The 21,391-nt window shown below is 73.1% G+C and carries 18 protein-coding genes; 9 read left to right on the forward strand and 9 right to left on the reverse strand.

What is annotated here, in order from left to right; genetic code table 11:
- Nucleotides 1-96 precede the first annotated feature (96 nt).
- Entirely contained in the window at nucleotides 97-450 is a 354-nt protein-coding gene (locus ACGF2Y_RS16765; RefSeq protein WP_392947488.1) for a hypothetical protein, read from the reverse strand.
- Nucleotides 447-767, reverse strand: a complete 321-nt coding sequence (locus tag ACGF2Y_RS16770) for a hypothetical protein (protein ID WP_392947491.1) — start codon at nucleotides 765-767, stop codon at nucleotides 447-449. Before ACGF2Y_RS16770 ends, ACGF2Y_RS16765 begins: the two co-directional genes overlap by 4 nt.
- 144 nt (nucleotides 768-911) lie before the next feature.
- Between ACGF2Y_RS16770 and ACGF2Y_RS16775 the strand changes: the two genes are divergently transcribed.
- From ACGF2Y_RS16775 to ACGF2Y_RS16785, 3 genes are all read left to right on the forward strand, one after another.
- On the forward strand, nucleotides 912-1,751 hold the full coding sequence (locus tag ACGF2Y_RS16775) for a helix-turn-helix domain-containing protein (RefSeq protein WP_392947493.1): 840 nt from the start codon (nucleotides 912-914) through the stop codon (nucleotides 1,749-1,751).
- The gene (locus ACGF2Y_RS16780; RefSeq protein WP_392947496.1) at nucleotides 1,723-1,947 is read left to right on the forward strand and encodes a DUF397 domain-containing protein; all 225 of its coding nucleotides are present in this window, start codon (nucleotides 1,723-1,725) and stop codon (nucleotides 1,945-1,947) included. Before ACGF2Y_RS16775 ends, ACGF2Y_RS16780 begins: the two co-directional genes overlap by 29 nt.
- A 309-nt stretch (nucleotides 1,948-2,256) precedes the next feature.
- The gene (locus tag ACGF2Y_RS16785) at nucleotides 2,257-2,634 is read left to right on the forward strand and encodes a hypothetical protein (protein ID WP_392947499.1); all 378 of its coding nucleotides are present in this window, start codon (nucleotides 2,257-2,259) and stop codon (nucleotides 2,632-2,634) included.
- A gap of 115 nt (nucleotides 2,635-2,749) precedes the next feature.
- Here ACGF2Y_RS16785 and ACGF2Y_RS16790 read toward each other — a convergent pair whose 3' ends face one another.
- The gene (locus tag ACGF2Y_RS16790; RefSeq protein WP_392947502.1) at nucleotides 2,750-3,397 is read right to left on the reverse strand and encodes a peptidoglycan recognition family protein; all 648 of its coding nucleotides are present in this window, start codon (nucleotides 3,395-3,397) and stop codon (nucleotides 2,750-2,752) included.
- A gap of 167 nt (nucleotides 3,398-3,564) precedes the next feature.
- Nucleotides 3,565-4,446, reverse strand: a complete 882-nt coding sequence (locus tag ACGF2Y_RS16795) for a lysozyme (RefSeq protein ID WP_392947505.1) — start codon at nucleotides 4,444-4,446, stop codon at nucleotides 3,565-3,567.
- A gap of 292 nt (nucleotides 4,447-4,738) precedes the next feature.
- Here ACGF2Y_RS16795 and ACGF2Y_RS16800 point away from each other — a divergent pair, with 292 nt between their 5' ends.
- Entirely contained in the window at nucleotides 4,739-5,446 is a 708-nt protein-coding gene (locus tag ACGF2Y_RS16800; protein WP_392947508.1) for a bleomycin resistance protein, read from the forward strand.
- Nucleotides 5,447-5,485: 39 nt separating this feature from the next.
- Here ACGF2Y_RS16800 and ACGF2Y_RS16805 read toward each other — a convergent pair whose 3' ends face one another.
- From ACGF2Y_RS16805 to ACGF2Y_RS16820, 4 genes are all read right to left on the reverse strand, one after another.
- Entirely contained in the window at nucleotides 5,486-5,839 is a 354-nt protein-coding gene (locus ACGF2Y_RS16805; RefSeq protein ID WP_392947510.1) for a hypothetical protein, read from the reverse strand.
- Nucleotides 5,840-6,153: 314 nt separating this feature from the next.
- A complete protein-coding gene (locus ACGF2Y_RS16810; RefSeq protein ID WP_392947513.1) occupies nucleotides 6,154-6,987 on the reverse strand; it encodes a sugar phosphate isomerase/epimerase family protein in 834 nt (277 codons plus the stop codon).
- Complete coding sequence (locus ACGF2Y_RS16815) at nucleotides 6,984-8,132, reverse strand: dihydrodipicolinate synthase family protein (protein ID WP_392947516.1); 1,149 nt, start codon at nucleotides 8,130-8,132, stop codon at nucleotides 6,984-6,986. The genes ACGF2Y_RS16810 and ACGF2Y_RS16815 overlap by 4 nt, the downstream gene beginning before the upstream one ends.
- Before the next feature lie 40 nt (nucleotides 8,133-8,172).
- Entirely contained in the window at nucleotides 8,173-9,324 is a 1,152-nt protein-coding gene (locus tag ACGF2Y_RS16820) for a Gfo/Idh/MocA family protein (protein WP_392947518.1), read from the reverse strand.
- A gap of 109 nt (nucleotides 9,325-9,433) precedes the next feature.
- Here ACGF2Y_RS16820 and ACGF2Y_RS16825 point away from each other — a divergent pair, with 109 nt between their 5' ends.
- Entirely contained in the window at nucleotides 9,434-10,537 is a 1,104-nt protein-coding gene (locus ACGF2Y_RS16825) for a LacI family DNA-binding transcriptional regulator (RefSeq protein WP_392947520.1), read from the forward strand.
- A gap of 255 nt (nucleotides 10,538-10,792) precedes the next feature.
- Here the strand turns inward: ACGF2Y_RS16825 and ACGF2Y_RS16830 are convergent, their stop codons facing one another.
- On the reverse strand, nucleotides 10,793-11,767 hold the full coding sequence (locus ACGF2Y_RS16830) for a DUF4232 domain-containing protein (protein WP_392947523.1): 975 nt from the start codon (nucleotides 11,765-11,767) through the stop codon (nucleotides 10,793-10,795).
- A 332-nt stretch (nucleotides 11,768-12,099) separates the two neighbouring features.
- Here ACGF2Y_RS16830 and ACGF2Y_RS16835 point away from each other — a divergent pair, with 332 nt between their 5' ends.
- The 4 genes from ACGF2Y_RS16835 (at nucleotide 12,100) to ACGF2Y_RS16850 (ending at nucleotide 21,302) form a co-directional block, all read left to right on the forward strand.
- Nucleotides 12,100-15,621, forward strand: coding sequence for a type 2 lanthipeptide synthetase LanM family protein (locus ACGF2Y_RS16835; RefSeq protein WP_392947525.1), 3,522 nt, complete (start codon nucleotides 12,100-12,102; stop codon nucleotides 15,619-15,621).
- Between the two features lie 142 nt (nucleotides 15,622-15,763).
- On the forward strand, nucleotides 15,764-15,961 hold the full coding sequence (locus tag ACGF2Y_RS16840) for a hypothetical protein (protein ID WP_392947528.1): 198 nt from the start codon (nucleotides 15,764-15,766) through the stop codon (nucleotides 15,959-15,961).
- 79 nt (nucleotides 15,962-16,040) lie between these two features.
- Nucleotides 16,041-19,010: an AAA family ATPase gene (locus ACGF2Y_RS16845; protein ID WP_392947530.1), complete on the forward strand. Its 2,970-nt coding sequence runs from the start codon at nucleotides 16,041-16,043 to the stop codon at nucleotides 19,008-19,010.
- A gap of 339 nt (nucleotides 19,011-19,349) precedes the next feature.
- Nucleotides 19,350-21,302: a BTAD domain-containing putative transcriptional regulator gene (locus ACGF2Y_RS16850; RefSeq protein ID WP_392947532.1), complete on the forward strand. Its 1,953-nt coding sequence runs from the start codon at nucleotides 19,350-19,352 to the stop codon at nucleotides 21,300-21,302.
- Nucleotides 21,303-21,391 lie beyond the last annotated feature (89 nt).

The raw sequence follows: 21,391 nt of genomic DNA on the forward strand, positions 1-21,391 counted from the left end.
GTGAAGTGGGATCCGCTCCAGGACACCTTCGAGGACGGCCATGTTGGACATGCCCCGACGCTACCGGGTGGTGCTGACAGGGTGCCCCCGTGCCGGCTACTCCGGGGCATCGGCGCAACAGCGGCCGCCGTGTTCCCCGCCTTCGGCGCTCGTCGCTTCGAGCCGCGCGCCACGACTCTCCGCGACGCGCACGATCTGGCGCAGCGACTCGGTCAGCCGGCCGGCGAGGAAGTGAATCTGCGGCCCGGTGGCATTGCCGTCGGCCAGCAGATCGGCGGCGTGGCCGAGCAGTTCGTCCGCCATGTCGAGCTGGATGCTCTCGACCTCGTCAGCTTTCCGCGACACGTAACCGGTGCCGTCCCCCACGACGTAACAGGGCTTCCCGCCCGTGCCCGTCCACGGCAGCAGCCGCATCGGCCGGCCTTCGGTGTGCTCACTGCTCGCCCTCATGCCACGCCCCCCGTCACACGACCGACGTCCACGCCCCGCACGGTGACCAGCAGTCCCCCGCGCCGGATGCGCCGCCGCGCCTCGGCCGCGCGCCCCTCGGCCACCCGCCGTTCGTGCGCCACGAAGTACGGGCGCATCAGTGGGCTGTCCTCGCCGCGCGGGGGACGCTCACCGGTCCGGCAGAAGGTCGGGCCGCCGACGTAGGCGCAGGAGCAGGGGTGGACGTACGCGAACGGGTCCAGCGGGTGCCGTTGGAGCGATGCGGGGGTCAGGACGCGCAGCACCGGCTTCAGGAGCCGGGCGAGGGCGTGCTTCATGGGGCCTGCTTTCTCAGGGTGCGTCGAGGTACGGGCGTCGCTTCTTTGTGTAGCGAACCCATCACAGAGTGGGGTCGCGGGTCGATACGCTTCTAGGGGGCCGGGGATGACAGCACTCTGGTCAAGGCGAGGAGTTGGACTGCAATGGGAACGAAGCGAAGGCCGCGTACGCCTCGGGAAAAGTACGGTGAGGAGCTGAAACTACGGCGCATCGCGGCAGGGCTGACGCAGGAGGCCCTGAGCGAGAGGGTCGTCTGCTCGCCGACCCTCATCAGCCACTACGAGGCGGGGCGGCGGCTGCCTAATCCGGAGGACGCACAGCGGATCGATCGGGCCCTGAACACGGACGGGTTCTTCGCGCGGTGGCTGGAAGATCTGGACCCGGCCTTCGCGCATTACTTCAGGGAAGTCGCCGAGCTGGAGCAGGAGGCCACGGAGATCCGTCAGTACGGTGCCGCCCTGATCCCGGGACTGCTCCAGACCAAGGCCTACTCCGCGGCTGTGTTCCAGGCCTACCGCCCGAACTACTCCGCAGCGCAACTTGACGAACTCATTGTCAGCCGCGCCAAGCGAGCTCTGGTGCTGGAAAGGCCATCATCACCGGTAGCTTGGACCCTCCTTGACGAGGCCGCGCTCAGGCGCTGTGTCGGCGGACCACAGGTGATGGCGGAGCAACTGCACAAGGTGGCGGACATGGCGAACGCTGGTCGCCTGCGGCTGCATGTGTTGCCTCTCGCAGCCGGCGCGCACGCGCTCCTGGAGAGCATGCTCTATCTGCTGTCCTTCGCGGACGCGGCTCCTGTGGCATGGGTCGAGGGCTTGAACAACGGTCGCCTCATGGATGATCCGGCGCTGGTTGCGGCCTGCCACACCTCTTACACTCTCGCTCTGAGTGACGCGGCCTCACGGCAAAAGTCAGTGGCGCTGGTCAGAAGCATCGCGGAGGAGCACGAACATGCACATCAACGAGCCCAGGATTGCTGACAACGCGCCCCCGACCGGATGGCGTAAGTCCAGCTACAGCGGCGGGGCCAACGCCGAGTGTCTTGAGGTTGCCGACGGCCACGCCACCGTCCCCGTACGCGACAGCAAAGCCGCCGGCGGCCCCGCCGTCGTCTTCTCCGCCGACGGCTGGTCCTCCTTCGTCACCGCGATCAGGAACGGGGAGTTCCCCGCCTGAAGACAGCGACTCCCCCTGACACTCGACCACGGACGGCGGGGGGCGCATGAGCGGGCGAGTTCTCGACGCGCGGGTCGAGGAGTTGAGCAGTGGCTCACAGCGACCGGTCGGCCGGAATGGAAGCCGGCGCGACCCCCTCGCCGGCGCCCAAGGCTCCCGTCCGGCGCGGTTGCCGGGCGCCGGGCGGCGGCGTAGATAGAAGAGGACAAACTGTGTGTTTGGCGGGTCTCCGAGCGTGGCTGACCAGCAAACGCCGCAGTCCCGGGCACCCGCTTCGCCGGAGGTATCCCTAGCCGGAGGGCGGTAACCATGCCCGAGCAAGTCGAGGTCGAGGAGCGGTACTGGGGATGGTGTACCTGGCGTCCCTGCCGTAAGACGCGTGTAGTGACGAAATGGCGCTACGACTTCTCCTTCGTCGTCGTCAGCTATCGCGGGGTCCGCACCAACTACTGGGGCTGCGAGTTCAGCAGGCGCTACGAGTGGAAGCGGTGGGAGTTCACCGGGCGGTTCGAAGATCTCACGCTGTACTTCATCTCCATGCACTTCAAGAACCGGCTGTCCGACAAGGGGGCCTGCTCCTCGTCCGGGGTCGTGAGACACCTCGCGAATGTCCTGGGGGAAGACCCGGCCAAGACGCTGCGCGAGTACGCCACGGAGCAGAGACCACAGCGGAGTACGCCCCAGTGAGCTCCATCCTCAATCCGCGATCAGCAAGGGGCCGGGCGTCCGTGAACTGCCCGTCTCCGACGGAGCGTTCACCGCGTACCGCTGGGGCTCCTTTCCCTCCGGAGTGGCCTCGCGCTCAGCCCATGCCCGCCGCGACCTCGCTGCGCAGTTGCGGCAGCTTGTCGTGCAGCACACCCGGGCAGAGGGTGTCGCCGAAGTCCTGGTGGCCGTAGATGCGGCTCGGCGCGATGGTGTACTGCTCGCAGACGTACGCGCAGAGCACCACCAGGACCTCCCACTGAGCCTGCGGTGGCTGTGCGCCGTCGTGGTACGCGCCCTCGTTGGCGATGCCGATGGCCTCCTCGTTCCGGCCGGAGGTGTGGGCGCCCTGGACGAAGTCGCTGCCGCCGCGCAGTGTGCTGAGGCTGCGGTGGCGGCCCTCGGTGATCCAGCCGCCCCGGCTGACGAGGAAGTGGTAGCCGGTGTCGGCCCATCCGTTCCTGTCCAGGTGCAGGTCCTGGACCCAGCGGGCGTGGCGGTGGGCCTGGGCGCGGGAGTCGTCGGAGGTGTTGGCGCTGACCGTGTGGTGCACGATGATCATGGTGGGCCGCTTTCCCACCAGGCTCAACGGGCCTTGGGGCGGACGGGCTTCCCACTGGGACGTGCTGTCGATGTCCGGTTCGACGGTGTCGAGGGCGTGGGCCGTACCCGTTAAGGCGACGGCGGCGAGTCCGCCGGCGCCGGCGAGCAGGACGTGGCGACGGGACGGCTGCGGAAGGTTCACGGCGGGCTCCTGGTCTACGGTCGTTCCGGCCGGGCGGCCAGTCGGTCGGGCAGTCGGGCAGTCGGGCAGTCGGCGGGGGTGAGGGCGGCCAAGGTAGCGGCGGGCACGGCGGCCGGGTGCGCCATGGACGGGACGGACTCACCCGGCCGCCGCCAGGAACGGTGCTGCTACGCCGTGTTGCCGGCGAGGGCCTGGAGCCGGGCGAAGCTCCCGTTGAACTTGTTGCGGTCCACGTCGCCGGAGACCCCGCTGACCCGGCCGGTCGCCGTGTACTGCCAGATCGTCCAGGTGGGGAAGCCGCTGGGGATGTTCGGGCTGCTGGTGCCCCAGTGCGCCACCCACAGCGGGGACTTGGTGGCCATGCCGGTCCAGTTGCCGGTGCAGGTGTTCCACCAGCCGGCCGTCGTGTAGATGACGACGTCCCGGGTGGTGCGCGCCTTGTACGTGGTGTAGAAGTCGTTGATCCACGTGCGCATCCGGGTCGTGGAGAGGCCGTAGCACATGGCGCCGTACGGGTTGTGCTCGATGTCCAGCACACCGGGGAGGGTCTTGCCGTCCTTGGACCATCCTCCGCCGTTGCTCGCGAAGTAGCCGGCCTGGGCCGATCCGTTGGAGACGTCGGGGCGGGCGAAGTGGTAGGCGCCCCGGATCAGACCGGCGTTGTAGGAGCCGGTGTAGTTCGCGTTGAAGCGGCTGTCCTTGAAGGACGTGCCCTCGGTGGCCTTCATGTAGGCGAAGTCGATGCCCGCGGCCTTGACCGAGCCCCAGTTGATCGCCCCCTGCCAGTGGGAGACGTCGATGCCCTGGACGCCGCTGGTGTCCATCGGTGTGACCCCGCCCGTCGCCGGGGACGCGGGGCCCTGCTCAATGCGGGTGCCCGCCCCCATCCAGGCCTGTCCGGACCGGACCGGCTTGTCGGGTGCGGGCGGCGCGGCGGCGGCCGGGCCCGTGCCGGTCAGGATCAGCGCCACGGCACTGCCGAGAGCGGCGGCCGGTAAAGCCACCCGGGATCTCTTGATTCGGCGGGACGGAGAACGGTACGCGGGCATAGCCACCTCCGGGCACGTTGACGAGGAAGAGACCCATGACACCCGGCCTTCGAGTGCCATGGGCATGTCATGAGTAATGCACGGGCGGGGAGAGGCGTAAAGAGTCCGTTCGGTCTAGACCTGTGCCGCCATGCCCCACCCGCGAAAACGCCGCCGGAGCGGCGAGAACTCTCACTCCTGAAGGCCCCCGGCGCCCGATCCCGCCCCGCGGGCGCGTCAGGACGCGCAGGGGCGACGGCCGGTCACGGAACGCCACTTGCCCCCAGTACTCAAATTTGACTACGTTACTCGCATGACCGAGACGACCATCCCGATGCTGCCCTGCCGCACCTCGCTGATCGAGACCACCGTCGACTTCTACACCGCCCTGGGCTTCGAGACGACGTACCTCCAGAAGAGCCCGTACGCGTACGCCGCCGTCGAGCGGGGATCGGTCGAGCTCCAGCTGTACGGCATGAAGGAGTACGAACCGGCGTTCTCCCACTCCGGGTGCTACGTCCTCACCGATGACGTGGACGGCCTGCACGCCGCGTTCCGGGCGGGCCTCAAGGAGGCCTACGGGCGCGTCCCCGCACGGGGGTTGCCACGCATCGGGCCGCTGAAGGACATGTCGTACGGGATGCGGCAGTTCCTGGTGACCGACCCGACCGGGAACACGATCCGGGTCGGGCAGCCGATCAGCGAGGACCAGAACCACCGGCCCGCACCGAAGGAGATCTTCGCCCGCGCCCTGCACATGGCGGACCTCTTCGTGGACTCCAAGCAGGATCTGCCGGGCGCGGCGAAGATCATCGACCGGGCGCTCGGACTGACGGACGAGCACCCGACTCCGGCGCAGAGGCTGCGGCTTCTCGTCCTGCGCGCGGACATCGCGCAGCGGATGGGGGACGCGGAGCGGGCGGCGGCGCTGCTCGAAGCGGCTGCGGGGATCCGCCTCGGGGCCGAGGAACGGGATGCCGCCGCCGACGCCCTGTCCAGGCTCACCGACCTGCGGAGCTGATCCGCCGGCCCGCCCTCCCGCGACACCCGGCAGGAGCCCTCAGCCGGGAGGCCGCACCCAGGGTGCGAAGCGTCGGCCGGGTTCGGCGTCCTCGCGCCAGTACCTCAGGACAGGCTCCCGAACGATCTCAAGGCGATCTGCGGCAATGAGACAGGTGGCGGGAGTCCGGCCGCCCGAATCGGCCTCGAAGGCGACCACGACGCGGGGCTCCTCATCGTGATGCTGTGCGATCCGCCGGATCTCGTCGGCCGAAGGGGCGCGGAACGTCGGATCCTGGAAGGTCGACGGACAACTGACGAAGACCGGGTCGCCGAAGACCAGCTCAAGGCCGTGGTGGTAGGTGAGATCGTGACCGGCGGCCAGACGCAATCGCCCGGCGTTCCAGTCGACCACGTCCCAGTCCCACCAGGACCCTTCAGGAAGCCGGATCCCGGCATACGGTCGGTCGGTGTCCACTCCCTGTCCCCTCACCGGTGCGGGGCGGCCTCACGCCGCACGGAACGGAATCCGGCCCCGGGCAGCGGAATGGGGCCCGGCCTCGCGGCCGGACCCCCCTCGCGTTCCCCTCCCGTCGGGCCTTCCCGTCCCCCCGGACCCCTCCCCGGAAGTCCCGACGCCATGTGTGACACGGGAGGGTACGCAAAGGTTGCAGCCCTTTGCCGTTTCTTTACCATCGGTGCGGCGCAAGGCTCTCAGCAGGCGTTTCGTCAGCAGGCATGCCGTACGTAGCGGTCCACCACTTCCGCCAGGGCTTCCGCCCCGTCGCGGGCCCACAGCGCCTCGTTGAAGATCTCCACCTCGATCGGGCCGTCGAAGCCGGCGGACTCCACCTGGCGGCGGAACGCACGGAAATCCACGCTCCCGTCGCCCAGTTGCCCCCGGCCCAGCAGGACGCCCGCCGGGAGCGGGGTGATCCAGTCGGCCAGCTGGAAGGAGTGGATACGGCCGCCCGCGCCCGCGCGGGCGATCTGTGCGGGCGCCCGGTCGTCCCACCAGAGGTGGTAGGTGTCGACGACCACCCCGACCTGCTCGGCGGGGAAGCGTTCCGCCAGGTCCAGGGCCTGGCCGAGCGTGGAGACGACGCAGCGGTCGGACGCGTACATCGGGTGCAGCGGTTCGACCGCCAGGCGTACGCCGCGCGTCGCCGCGTACGGGGCCAGTTCCGCCAGCGCTTCGGCCACCCGCTCGCGGGCCCCGTGCAGGTCGCGGCTGCCGGGCGGGAGGCCGCCGGAGACCAGGACCAGGGTGTCGGTGGACAGGGCCGCCGCCTCGTCGATCGCGGCCCGGTTGTCATCCAGGGCGCGGGCGCGTTCGGCGGGGTCGGAGGCGGCGAGGAAGCCGCCCCGGCAGAGGCTGGTGACCGTGAGCCCGGCGTCGGACATGAGCCGCGCCGCGCGCTCGACGCCGTACGCCTGCACCGGGGCCCGCCACAGGCCCACCTTGCCGATGCCCGCCTTGGCGCAACCTTCGGCCAGCTCGGGCAACGACCATTGCTTGAGCGTTTCCTGATTGATGCTCAGGCGCGTGAGATCACCGGTCATCGTACGCCTCCGTGGACCGCGAGCAGGGAGCGCATACGGTGCTCGGCCAGGTCCGGGTCGGGGAACAGGCCCAGGCCGTCGGCCAGTTCGTACGCCTTCGCCAGATGCGGCAGCGAGCGTGCCGACTGGAGTCCGCCCACCATCGTGAAGTGGTCCTGGTGGCCGGCCAGCCAGGCCAGGAACACCACGCCCGTCTTGTAGAAGCGGGTGGGCGGCCGGAAGAGATGGCGGGAGAGTCCGACCGTGGGGTCCAGGAGGGCCCGGAAGCCGTTCACGTCTCCCGTGTCCAGCACCCGTACGGCGTGCGCCGCCAGCGGGCCCAGCGGGTCGAAGATGCCCAACAGGGCATGGCTGAAGCCGCGTTCGTCGCCCGCGATCAGTTCCGGGTAGTTGAAGTCGTCGCCCGTGTAGCAGCGGACCCCGCCCGGGAGGCGACGGCGGACGTCGATCTCGCGGGCCGCGTCCAGGAGGGAGATCTTGATGCCGTCGACCTTGTCCGGGTGTTCGGCGATGACCTCGATGAAGGTGTCCGTGGCGTCGTCGAGGCCGGCGCTTCCCCAGTAGCCCTCCAGGGCCGGGTCGAACATCGGGCCCAGCCAGTGCAGGATCACCGGCTCCGACGCCTGCCGCAGGAGATGGGCGTACGTGGCGAGGTAGTCCTCCGGGCCCTGTGCCGCGCGGGCCAGTGCGCGCGATGCCATGAGGATCGGCCGGGCGCCGTGCTCCTCGGCCAGGGTCAGCTGCTCCTCGTACGCGGACCTGACCTCGGCCAGGGTCGGCGTACCGTCGTCGGGCAGCTGGTCGGTGCCCACACCGCAGGCGATCCTGCCGCCCACCGCCTTCGCCTCGGCGGCCGAGCGGCGGATCAGTTCGGCCGCGCCCGCCCAGTCCAGGCCCATGCCGCGCTGCGCGGTGTCCATGGCCTCCGCGACGCCCAGACCGTGCGCCCAGAGGTGGCGGCGGAAGGCGAGCGTGGCCTCCCAGTCGACCGCCGCCGGGCCGTCCGGGGTGGTGTCCGCGTACGGGTCCGCGACCACGTGCGCGGCCGAGAAGACCGTACGGGAGGAGGGGGCCGCCGCTCCCGGAGCGAGGTCGAGCGGGGTGGCGCGAGGCGTGTAGGGGCCCTGCGGGAGGTGGATCGTCATGTCAGCGGCCCCCGGCGGTACCGCACCCCGGACGCGCCGGTCACAGGGTCAGCTCCGGAATGCCGAAGCGGCGGCCCTCGGCGGACGACTTCAGTCCCAGCTCCGCCAGCTGGACGCCCCGGGCGCCGGCCAGCAGGTCCCAGGCGTACGGCTCGTCCAGGACCACATGGCGCAGGAAGAGCTCCCACTGCGCCTTGAAGCCGTTGTCGAACTCCTGGTTGTCCGGGATCTCCTGCCACTGGTCGCGGAACGGCTCGGTGACCGGGAGGTCCGGGTTCCAGACCGGCTTGGGCGTCGAAGAGCGGTGCTGGACACGGCAGTTGCGCAGGCCGGCGACGGCGGAACCGTGCGTGCCGTCGACCTGGAACTCCACCAGCTCGTCACGGTTGACCCGTACCGTCCAGGAGGAGTTGATCTGCGCGACCGCCCCGCCCGCCAGTTGGAAGATGCCGTACGCGGCGTCGTCGGCGGTCGCCGCGTACGGCTTGCCCTGCTCGTCCCAGCGCTGCGGAACGTGCGTCTGGACGTGTGCCGTTACGGAGGTGACCGGGCCGAACAGCTCGTGGAGCACGTACTCCCAGTGCGGGAACATGTCGACGACGATGCCGCCGCCGTCCTCCGCGCGGTAGTTCCACGAGGGGCGCTGGGCCTCCTGCCAGTCGCCCTCGAAGACCCAGTAGCCGAACTCCCCGCGTACGGACAGGATCTCGCCGAAGAAGCCGCCGTCGATCAGGCGCTTCAGCTTGCGCAGGCCCGGCAGGAAGATCTTGTCCTGGACGACGCCGTGCTTGATGCCCGCGTCCCGGGCGAGCCGGGCCAGGCCGAGGGCCCCCTCGACGTCCGTGGCGGTCGGCTTCTCGGTGTAGACGTGCTTGCCCGCCGCGATCGCCTTCTTGATCGCCTCCACCCGGGCCGAGGTGACCTGCGCGTCGAAGTAGATCTCGACCGAGTCGTCCGCGAGGACCGCGTCCAGGTCGGTCGACCACTCGGTGAGGCCGTGACGCCCGGCGAGCTTCTCCAGGGCGTGGGACCTGCGGCCGACGAGCACGGGCTCGGGCCACAGCACCTCGCCGTCGCCGAGATCCAGGCCTCCCTGCTCGCGGATCGCGAGGATCGAGCGCACCAGGTGCTGCCGGTATCCCATGCGTCCCGTGACGCCGTTCATGGCGATGCGCACTGTCCTGCGTGTCACGAAGGTCCCTCCAGGCGGTCGTAGCAAGCGCTTTCTATCGGAGATGACGCTAGCCTGCCGACAGCGGCCGGACAAGAGGGGGCCGCACGTGATCCCACGGAGGACAGCGATGACCGTCACCCTGGCCGATGTGGCCGCCCGCGCCCGGGTGTCCCCGGCCACCGTCTCGCGCGTGCTCAACGGCAACTACCCGGTGGCGGCGTCGACCCGCGAGCGGGTCCTGCGCGCGGTGAACGACCTCGACTATGTGCTCAACGGGCCCGCCAGTTCCCTCGCGGCGGCCACCTCGGATCTGGTCGGCATCCTGGTCAACGACATCGCCGACCCGTTCTTCGGGATCATGGCGGGGGCGGCCCAGACGGAGATCGGCGGCCCCGGGGACGGTTCCGGACGGGCGGGCGGCGAGAAGCTGGCCGTCATCTGCAACACCGGCGGCTCCCCGGAGCGCGAGCTCACCTACCTCACCCTCCTCCAGCGCCAGCGCGCCGCCGCCGTCGTCCTCACCGGCGGCGCGGTCGAGGATCCGGCGCACCAGGCGGCGATCTCCGCGAAACTGACGAAGCTCGCGGACGCGGGCACCCGGATCGTCTTCTGCGGGCGGCCCCCGCTGCCCGACGGGGACGCGCTCGTCGCCGCGCTCGCCTTCGACAACCGGGGCGGCGGACGCCGGCTCACCGAGCACCTGATCTCCCTCGGCCACCGCAGGATCGGTTACGTCGCCGGGCCCCCGGAGCGGACCACCACCCGGCACCGGCTGGAGGGTCACCGGGAGGCACTGCGCGCGGCCGGTCCGGACGCCGCCTCGCCGGGCGGGGCCGACGGGGGCCGGGGCTCCGACGACCAGGACCGGCTCACCGTGCACGGGCCCTACGACCGGCGCTCCGGCTACGAGGCCACCCTCGAACTCCTGCGCAGGGCACCGGACGTGACCGCGATCGTGGCCGCCAACGACACCGTGGCGCTGGGCGCCTGCGCCGCCGTACGCGACCAGGGGATGCGCATCCCCCAGGACATCTCGGTCGCGGGCTTCGACGACCTGCCGTTCTCGGTGGACGCGGTACCCGCCCTCACGACGGTGCGGCTGCCGCTCTTCGAGGCGGGCGCTCGGGCGGGGCGGCTCGCGATGGGCAAGGAGAACCCGCCGCCCGGCGGCATCGCGACCATCGCGGCCGAGCTGATGATCCGGGGGTCCACGGCAGCGCCGCGGGGATGAGCCGTCCTCGGACATGGCGGGACCGCCGGCTTGTTCCCAGGCCGGCGGGGACGGGTGGCCCCGTTCCGGTGAGCTCGCCGTTGCGCTACGGCACTCGCCCACGGTCGGTGCCACGAGCAGTGACGGCGTAGCCGTGAAGGAAGCCAGCCGTGCGGCGTGGGGCTCCTACCGGGTCCTCCAGAAACGGACTCCGGCAACAGACTTGACGCGCTTCTGCCGGGCAGCGCCGCTGGACGGGCTTCGCACGGGTCCCGCTCAGCGCTCTGCCTTCTTCCACGGTCTGACCCCGAGCTTTCCGGTCGTTCCGAGGTCGAGGTTCGGCGTCACGGTCACCGGGTCGGCCCCGGCCTTGGCCCGGACCTGCACGTAGGGCACGTTCACCGCGGTGCCGAACTCGGTGGTGTTGCGCCAGACCAGGGCGGCGGTCGCCGACTCGCCGGGCCCGAGCGTGACGGGACGGGGCCGCTCGTCGGGCCCGGCACCGGTGGTGATCTCACCGCTGCCGTCGAGGACGGTGACGCCGTCGACGGGCTGGAAGTCGCTGTCCAGGAGCTTCAGCAGCGGGTAGCCCTCGACGGTGTAGCGGCGCGTGCCGCAGTTCTGGAGTCGCAGGCCCACGACGCGCAGTCCCATGGCCGCGTCGCCCCTGTCGGCGCTGACCCGGACCCCGGAGGCGGGGCACGTGCCCGGCTCGGCCGGTGCCTCGCCCGCAGGGACCTTGGTCACTTCGAGCACCTTGGCCTGTGTCACCCGTGGTGCGGTGGGCGGCAGCCCCGTGGCCCGGACACTCCCCCGCACTGTCTTCCCGGGGCCGACGTCACGCACGGTCGCGGTCTCGTTGGCCATGGCCCCGCCGTCCGCGCTCATGAAGGTGATGACGACCGAGTAGGTCAGGGTCTCGGTGCCCTCATTGGTGACCTCGTAGCCGGCAACGACCTCCGATTCCGGGGCGAGGCTGTCGGCGGAGACCAGGTAGCTGCGGGTGGGCGAGGGGGTGGGAGAGGGGGAGACCGACGGGAGGGTCAGCGAGGTGACCCGTACGCCGTCCTTGCCCGGATCGTCGACCTGCACGGAGGACGGTGACTCGGCAGCGCCTCCCCTCCCTGCGCCGGGGCGCTCCGTCCCGGCGCGCCCCGCACCGCAGGCCGTGAGCAGTGCAGCGGCCACGAGGGCTGATACGACGGGGGCGGTTCTGGCGAGAGGCGAGCGGAGGGGGGTGGTTCGGCGCATTCGGTCATCCGATCAAGACGCGCCTCCCGCGCCTGTGATGGGGGCCACAATTACGGTCACAGAGGCGTCACAAGAGATACCGACGACGCCCCGGTGTCGTCGGCCGACCACGGTAAGTACCGCTTGTGGGAACCCTTTTGGCCAACAGGCGGGCGCCGCACGGCAGACGAGAAGCCGCCGGTCACTAATCCACCGCCGCCCCGTGGTCGGTGTCTGCGGGCCGGGGGGCGAAAGATGGGGGCGACTCCCCCATGCGCCCGGCCCGCTCCCCCACCACGATGGACGCGGGCGGCCCGACCGGGCCCGGCCCGGGACCGGGGAGGTGCGGAGCGGTGGCGGAGAAGGATCTGATCGACAGAGGTACGAGCCGTCGCCTCGCCCCCACTGTTTCCGTTGCGCCCGAAGACGGGGCTTCGGTCGCGTACGGCGATGCCCCAGCAGCGCTCTCGTCCCCCTCGCCCTCCTCCCCCTCGTCCTCCCCCTCCCCGTTCGGGGGCGCGGCCGGAGAGCCGTGGTGGCTTCCCGGTGTCGTCGGGGGCGGGCCCTCCGGCGAGCCCGGCTGGGCGGCCTTCGCCCGGGAGGCCGTCGCCTCGGCGCCGCGTGAGGTGGTGGTCGCCGAGCGGGCGTACCCCGGGCTCAGCGGCTTCGGGCCGGTCGTCGCACCGTTCGTCGAGGCGGCGGCGGAGCGGCTCCGGGACGCGCTCGCAGCGGTGAACGGCCCGGCGGAGTACGACCGGACGGTGAACGGGCAGGCGCCGGACGGCCGGGTGGTGAACGGGCAGGCGGTAGGCGGCCCGGGGGCGAACGGCCGGACGGCGAACGGTCAGACGTCAAACGGCCGGGCGGTGGACGAGCCGGCAGTGAACGGTCAGGCGGCGAACGACCGGACGGCAAGCGGTCAGGCGTCGGACGGCCAGGCGGTGAACGATCCGGGGGCGAACGGCCCGGCAGTGGGCGGCTCCCTCCCCGTCCTCGCGGACTTCCGGCGCCAGCTGACCCGTCGGCTCGCCCGGATCGCGGCGCGCACCCTCGTGACGGAACTGCACGAGGCCCGGCGGCTGGGCCGGTTGAACGGCGAGGGGTCCGAGGAGCGGTTCCGGGACTTCGTACGACTGACCGCCCGCCGCGACGGCCTCGCCCTCCTCGTCACCGGCTACCCCGTGCTGGCCCGCCTGCTCGCGACGGCCTGCCTCAACGCGGGGGACGCGTTCGCGGAGATGGCCGCACGGCTCGCCGCCGACCGGCATCTGCTGGCCCCCGCGGGGGTGCTCGGCGACCGGGCCGGCTCCCGGGGCGGGGCGCTCGCCGGGAGCGCGGGGCCCGGGGCGCTCACCGGCGTGGAGGCCGGCGCGGGCGACAGCCACCGCGGGGGCCGGTCGGTGATGCTGCTGCGGTTCGCCGACGGCACCCGGCTGGTCTACAAGCCGCGTCCGCTCGCGGCACACCGGCACTTCAACACCCTTGCCGACTGGTTCGGTTCGCTGCCCGGGGCCCCGGAGCTGCGGGTGCTGCGCGTCCTGGACCGGGGGGACTACGGCTGGGCCGAGTTCGTCGAGGAGCGGCCCTGCGCCTCGGTGGCGGAGACCCGGCAGTTCTACCGGCGGCAGGGGGCGCTGCTGGCCCTGCTGCACACGCTGGACGGTACGGATCTGCACCACGAGAACCTGATCGCCTGCGGCCCGCACCCGGTCCTGGTCGATGTGGAGACCCTGTTCCACCCGCCGCTGGGGCCCGCCCGGTCCGCCGATCCGGCCGCCCGCGCCCTGCACGACTCGGTCCACCGGGTGGGCCTGCTGCCCCAGTTGCTCGTCGGGGACACCACCGCGCTCGACATGTCCGCCATCGGCGGGGGCCGGGCCGCCTCGTCCCCGATCGAGACCGCCGACTGGGCGGAGGCCGGAACCGACCGCATGCGGCTGGTACGGCGGGCGGGCCGGTTCACCGAGTCCGCCAACCGGCCCCGGCTGGGCAAAGTGGCCGCCGACCCCTCCACGTACACCGAAGCCCTCTGCGCCGGCTTCCGCGCCGGATACACCGCGATGTACGAGCATCGGACGGAACTCCTCGGCAGCAAGGGGCTGTTGCGGCTCTTCGCCCGGGACGAGGTGCGCGTCGTGCCCCGGCCGACCTGGACGTACACCACACTGCTGGACGAGTCGACCCACCCCGACCTGATGCGGGATGCCACCGAACGGCACCAGGTGCTGTCGCTGCTGCGCACCCCGCTCCTGGGCGTGCCCGCGCTGCCCGGTCTGGAGGACGAGGAGATCGCGGAGCTGTGGCGCGGCGACGTGCCGGTGTTCAGCACCCGGCCGGGTGGCACGGAACTGTGGAGCGGCACCGGCCGTACGGTTGCGGGGGCGGCGTACGACCTGTCCGCGCCCGGCCCCGCCCCGTCCGCGCACGACGACGCCGGTCCCACCGGGCTCGCCCGCGTCGAGGCGAAGGTGCGGGCGATGGACACCGTGGACCGGCAGGACCAGGAACGGATCATCCGGGCCGCCATGGTGAGCACCTCGCCCGAGCCGCCGCACCGGGCGGTCCCGGGCGGCCGGGCGGCGAGCGCGGCGACCGCGCCCGAGCCCGAGCAACTGCTGTCCGCCGCACGGTCGGTGGGCGACCAGCTCGTCTCCCTCGCCTACCGGCACGAGGGCCGCACCAACTGGATCGGCCTTGAGCTGCTCGGCGAACGCTACTGGCGGCTCACGCCGATGGCGGCGGACCTCGCGGGCGGGTACACCGGCCCCGCGCTCTTCCTGGCCCAGCTCGCCGCGCTCACCGGCGCCTCCCGGTACGCGGAGGCCGCCCGGGAGGCGCTCGCCCCGGTCCCGGGGCTGCTGGACGCGCTGCACGGGCGGGCCGACGATCTCGGGTCCCTGGGTTCCGGCGCCTTCGCGGGCCTCGGCGGTATCGCGTACGCGCTGACCGAGGTGGGCACGCTGCTGGGCGACCGTACGGTGCTGGACCTGGCCGGTCCCGCCGTACGGCTGAGCTGCGCGGCGGGCGCGGCCGAGAGCGGGTACGGGGTGCGCGGCGGTGCGGCGGGCGGGCTGGTCTCGCTGCTCGCGGTGTACCGCGCCACCGGCCGCACGGAGGCCTGGCGTGGCGCCGCGCGCTGCGCCGAGCGGATCACCGCCGCCCCGCTCCCCGACGCCGGGGGCTTCGCCGACGGATCGGCGGGAATCGGCTGGGCGCTGCTGCGCTTCGCCGGGGCCGGCGGCGACGCCCGCCACCGGAGCGCCGGGCTTCACGCCCTGCGCCGGGCGACCGCCGGGGCGGCCCACGAAGCGGCGGCCGGAGCGACAGCCGGGTCGGTCGCCAGGCCGGTCGCCGGGGCGGCCCACGAAGCGGCGGCCGACCCGGCCGCCGGGCCCGCCTGGTGCGACGGGGTGGCCGGGATCGCGCTGGCGATAGCGGACAGCCACGACGCACTTGCGGACCCGGAGCTGACCGGCTGGCTGACGGCGCGCTCCGGGGAGCTGGCCGGCATCGATCCGCTCGCCGACGACAGCCTGTGCCACGGGGAGTCGGGGCTGCTCGAACTCCTCGGCCACAGTGCGCTGCACTCCGTACTGCCCGCCGCACGGCCCGCGTGGGTGCGCCGGGCGGGGACCCTGCTGGCCGCCGCGGACCGGGTGGGACCGCAGTGCGGGACGCCCGGCCGCGTACCGCACCCGGGGCTGCTCACCGGGCTCTCGGGGATCGGGCACGGGCTGCTGCGGGCGGGGTTCCCCGACCGGATCGGCTCCGCTCTGCTCCTGCGCCCCTCCCGGGCGCCCCGACCCACCGCTCCCGATGCCCACCCGCCGTTCCCGACGGCCACTACCGATCCCGACGACTTTCACCGTCCCTGACGACCATGCACCGATCCCGATGACCGCCACCGCCCCTGACGACCACCTCCGCTCCTGATGCCCCACGCACCACTCCTGATGCCCACGCACCGTTTCTGACGACCACCACCGTTTCTGACGACCACCAGAGGATGAGGCAGAGATGAAGCAGTTCGGCGAATCGGCCCTTCAGGCGTCCGGCGACCTCGCGCACGAGGGAACGCCCGAGCACCCGGCCGGACAGATCTCCTTGGGTTCCACCGGAGGCCTCGGTGCGCGCAGCAGACTTCTCAGCAGCTCGGAGGGCGAGAGCGGCTACAGCCACGACCTGCCCTGGACCACCATGACGGCCCCGTTCTGACCGGATCAGGCGAACTCGGCGGCAAATCAGCCGGATTGGCCTGGTGCCGTCGGAGTTACGGCTCCAGTAGCCTGCGGCCATGCGAGCCACTTCGCCGGTCATCGTCGGGCGGGACGAGGAGATCGGACTGCTGAGCAGCGCCCTGGACGCCGTACGACGGCGTTCGGGGCGCGCGCTGTTCCTCCTCGGGGAAGCCGGTATCGGCAAGTCCCGGCTGGTGGGCGAGTGCGCCTACCGGGCCTACGGGTTCGGCATGCCGGTGCTGCGCGGCCGGGCCACCTCGACCGGGCTCGTCGTCCCCTTCCGCCCGCTCGCGGAGGCGCTGTCCTCCCGGTTCCGGGCCGCGGGCACCCCGACCGATCCGGAGCTCGCGCCCTACCATCCGGCGCTGGCCCGGCTGGTCCCGGAGTGGCGCAGGGGCGGGTCGCCCGGCTATCCGGAGACGGTCGTGGAGCTGGCCGAGGCGCTGCTGCGGCTGCTGTCCGTGCTGGGCAGGGAGGCGGGCTGCACGATCCTGCTGGAGGATCTGCACGACTGCGACACGGAGACCGTCGCGGTCGTCGAGTACGTCATCGACAACCTGGCCGATCTGCCCATCCTGTTCCTGGGCACCCTGCGCCCGGAGCCCGGCGCCGCTCTGGACCTCGTACGCTCCGCCGAGCGCCGCCACACCGCGACGGTGCGGGAGCTGGGTCCGCTCCGCGACGACCGGGTGCGGGCGCTGACGGGCGCGTGTCTGGAGGTGCGGCCGGAGGAGATACCCGAGTCGGTGCACCGGCGGCTTGCCGAACGCGCCGCGGGCAACCCGTACTTGCTGGAAGTGCTGCTGGCCGATCTCCTGGACACCGGGCGGCTCCGGCGGACGGACGGCGGGTGGGAGGCGGCGGAGCAGCCGGACGCCTCGGTGCCCTCGGACATCGTCCGCAGCTGGGCCCGCAGGCTGGAGCGGCTGGACGAGCCGGTGCGGGACCTTCTGCTGGCGTCGGCCACCCTGGGCAGCCAGTTCTCGGTGACCGTGCTCCAGACCGTCACCGGTTTCGAGGACCGGGCCCTGTTCACGCACCTGCGGTCCGCGGTGGAGGCCGGTGTCATCGCTCCGGACGGCGCGGCCCCCGACCGCTATACCTTCCGGCACTCGCTCACCGCCGAGGCCCTGACCTCCTCGCTGGCACCGGCCGAGCGCGCGTCCCTGGCCCGCCGCGCCGCCGGGGCCATCGAACACTCCGGGCAGCCACTGGACGAGGACGGGCGGCAGCTCGTCGCCTCGCTGCAACTGGCCGCGGGCAACCGGGCGGGGGCGGCCCGCCAGTTCGCGGAGGCGGGAAGACGAATGCTCGCTTCGGGAGCGCACGGCTCGGCCGTGGTGCTGCTGGAGCGGGCGCACCCGCTGGCCGCCGAGACCGAACGGGCCGCCGTCGCCGAGTCGTTGGCGGTCGCCCGTGCCGAAGGCGGCGATCTGGACGGCGCCCTGGCGCTGGCGGACGCACTGCCACCGGTTCCGGCGCGTTCCGAGGCCGCCGCCCGGCGCGGCCGGACTCATATCGAACTCGCCTGGGCGGCGGTCATGGCGGAACGCACCGCCGACGCGGCCCTCCAGGCCGAAGCGGCCCGGGTCCTGCTCGGCCCGTCGCCGCCGCCGGGCCGCCGGGCCGCGCTGGTCGTGGTCGACGGGTATCTGGCGTTGCTTCCCGGGCACGGGCACGCACACCAGCGCGGGCACGGACACGAGCACGGACACGAGCACGGACAGAAGCCCCGGGGTCCGGCGGAGGCGGAGCGGGCCGTGCTGGAGGCCGCGGAGACCGCCGAGGCCGAGGGGCTGCCCGTAGTGGCGTGCCAGGCCTGGCAGTTGCTGGCGCTACTGCGGCGCGAGGAGGGCTTCGACGCCGCGGACGCCGCGCTGGAGCGGATGCTGTCGATCTCCACCGAACACGCCTTGCCGGTCTGGCGGGTGGAGGCGCTGGTGCGGCTCGGCGCGAACGCCTTCATGCGGACCGGGGACGCCTCCCGGCTGCTCTCCGCGCGGGCGGCGGCCACCGAGCTGGGCGCGCTGTTGCTGACCCGCACGGTCGACGGACTGCTGGCGATGAACGCGGTGATGTGCGCCCGGTGGGAGGAGGCCCAGGAGATCATCGGACGCTCGACGGAGGCCAGCGCCCGGGTCGGCGATCTGTCCGCCCACCGCTATCTGCTGCTGGCCGGGGCGACGATGGCCGCGCACCGGGGGCGGCGGCGGGACACGGACCGGGCGCTGGCCGCGTTCCGGCGGGCCGGGGGCGAGCAGTCGCTGCTGGTGCCGCTCCGGGCGGGGCTGTGCCGGGCGTTCGGGGCGCTGTTGGAGGAGGACCGGGAGCGGGCGGCGGCAGGTCTGGACGAGGCGCTGGCCTGGGAGTTGGACCACCCGAGCTACTACTACCTGAGCGGGCGGTACGGGCTGCGCCCGCTGCTTCGGGTCCTCGCGGGCGAGGCGGACCGGGCGGAGCTGGCGGAGGCGCGGGCGGCTCCCGGCGGCTGCCTCGCCTGGAACCGGCAGTTCCTGGAGCTGGCCGACGCGGTGCTGCTGGGCCGGGAGAAGGACCCGGCCGGGGCCGCCCGGCTGATGGCGTCCTTCGACGCGCGCTCCGCGCCCTTCCCGGTCGCCCGCCATCTGGGCCTGCGGCTGGTCGCGGACGCGGCCCGCGCGGACGGGTGGGGCGAGCCGGTGGCGTGGCTGCGGACCGCCGAGGAGTTCTTCTACGGGGCCGGGGTACAGCCGGTCGCCTCCGCGTGCCGGGCGGCGCTGCGGCAGGCCGGGGCGAGCGTGACCCAGCACCGGGGCGGCTGGGACCGGATCCCTTCGTCGCTGCGGAGCAGCGGGGTGACGCCGCGTGAGTACGAGGTGTTCGTCCTGCTGCCCGAGCGGCCCGGGAACCAGCAGATAGCCCGGCGGCTGTCCATCTCGCCCCGCACGGTGGAGAAGCACATGGCCAGTCTGCTGAGCAAGACCGGGCGCGCGGACCGGGCGGCCCTGTGCGAGTTCGCCGCCGAGTGCGCCGCCGAGCCGGCCTGAGGACCGCGCTGAGGCCTGCGGGGCCTGGGGACTGCGGGACCTGGGGACTGCGGGACCTGGGGACTGCGGGGCCTGGGGACTGCGGGACCTGGGGACTGCGGGACCTGGGGACCCGAGAGCCACGGGGCCTAACAACCACAGGCCTGAGAACCACGGGGCCCGGGGATCCAAGGACCTGGGGGCCGTGGCGGGCAACATGGGGGCGTCGGGCGGTTTTGGTCGGGTGTCCGGACGGAAGATGCGGGCGGGGCCCCGATGTGCGGGGGCCCGCGCGGCAGCAGGATCGGGGCGTGCGTACGGCCCAGTCCGCCGCCCGTCCCCGTTCCCGGAGGCCCGCTGATGACCCGACCTCCCGCCCGTACCGGTTCGGCCGGTGCGGTGTACTTCTCCCTGCTCGGCCCGCTCACGGCCCGGCTGGACGGCCGTGAGCTGCCGCTCGGCCCGCGAAAGCAGCGCCTGGTCCTCGCCACGCTGCTGGCCCGGCCCAACACCCCCGTACCGGTAGGCATGTTGACCGACGTGGTGTGGCCGGACGATCCGCCCCGCACCGCCCGCAAGAACCTCCAGGTCTACGTCAGTGCCGCCCGCACCCTCCTGGGGCCTGCCGGGGACGGCGGCCGGGACCGGGTGGCGCACGGCTGCGGGGGCTATCTGCTGCGCATCGCCGAGGGCGAGCTGGACACCTTGCGCTTCGGGTCGCTGGCCCGCGCGGGACGGGCGGCGGCCGGGCGGGGCGATCTGCCCGGTGCGGCCCGGCTGCTGCGGGAGGCGCTGGACCTGTGGGAGGGGCCGCCGCTGAACGATCTGCGGGACTCCGCCGGGGTGGCCGAGGAGGCGGACCGGCTGGAGGCCCGGTGTCTGTCGGTGTACGAGGACTGGGCGGAGACCACGATCGAGCTGGGCCGGCCGGCCGTCGCGGTGGACGGGCTGCGGGACCTGGTGGAGCGCCATCCGCTGCGGGAGCGGCTCCGGGCCGCCTGGATGAACTCCCTGCACCAGTCGGGCCGGCAGGCCGAGGCGCTGGCGGTGTACGACGACTACCGGCAGCTGATGGCGAGGGAGCTGGGCCTGGAGCCGAGTCCGGCGATGGCGGCGCTGTACCGCTCGATGCTCGGCCGGGGGCGCGAGGCCCGGCGGGCCGCCGCCGCCCGGGAGGCGGCGGGCCCGGTCGCGCTGCCCGCCTGTACCGGGGCGTTCACCGGCCGCCGTGACGAACTGCGGGGCCTGCTCGACGTGCTGGGCGGCGGCGAGGAGCGCGTGGTGGTCGTCTCGGGCCCGGCCGGGTCGGGGAAGTCGGCACTGGCGGTGCGGGCGGCGCAGCTGCTCGCCGACCGTTTCCCCGACGGCCGCGTCCATGTCCGGGTGCGCCGGGAGGACGGCACGGCGCGCGGCCGGGCGGAGATCCTGGCGGAGCTGGGGCGGCTGTGCGGGGTGGCGGGGGCCGCCGCTCCTGCGGAGGGCGGGCAGCCGGAGGGCGGGCGGGGGGACGCAGGCGCGGCGACGGGCGCCCTCGCGGATGCCTGGCAGGAGTGGCCGGCCCGGCACCGGGCGCTGGTCGTGCTGGACGACGTACCGGACGAGGCGTCCGTACGGGGACTGCTGCCGCGGTCCGGGAAGTGTTCCGTACTGGTCACCTCCCGGGGGCAGTTGGCCGGTCTCGCCCCGGTGCACCGGATCGCGCTGCCCGTGCTGGCGGACGGCGAGGCCCTGGAGCTGCTGGGAAGGCTGATCGGGGCCGGGCGGCTGCGGGCCGACCCGGGGGCGGCGTTGCGGATCGTGCGGGCCTGCGGGGCGCTGCCTCTCGCGGTGGAGGTGAGCGGGATGCGGCTGGCGGTGCTGCGGCATCTGCCGCTGGCGGAGTACGCGGCCCGGCTGGAGGACCCGTCGGCCGCACTGGACGAACTGGTCGCCGGGGACGTCTCCGTACGGCACCGGATCGCGTCCGGCTGGCAGGACCTGGCGGACGGCGACCGGCGGGTGCTGGGGCGGCTGGCCGGGATCGCCGAGGACGGGGGCTTCACCCTGGACCGGGCCACGGCGGCACTGGGCTGCGGGGAGCGGGCGGCGATCCGGGCCGTCGAGTCGCTGATCGACGCCGGTGCGGTGACCTCGCCGGCCGGGGAGGTCACCGCGCATGCCGCGCTGTACGAGGTGCCTCGGCTGCTCGGCCTGTACGCCCGCGAGCGGGAGGTGCCCCCGCGCACCGACGTACCTGCCCAGACCGACGTACCGGCGCGCCCCGGCGTACCGGCCCGCGCGGTGGTGACGGCCGGTCCGCTCATCCCGGGGTGAGCGGCTTCAGCAGATCGCGCGGAAGGCTAGGAAGCCAGGCCTGGCTACCGCTTCGACAGCGGTATGGCGTCGGTATCAGGCCAGTTCGG

The organism is Streptomyces sp. NPDC048142 (genome assembly GCF_043202835.1).
Classification (GTDB): Bacteria; Actinomycetota; Actinomycetes; order Streptomycetales; family Streptomycetaceae; genus Streptomyces.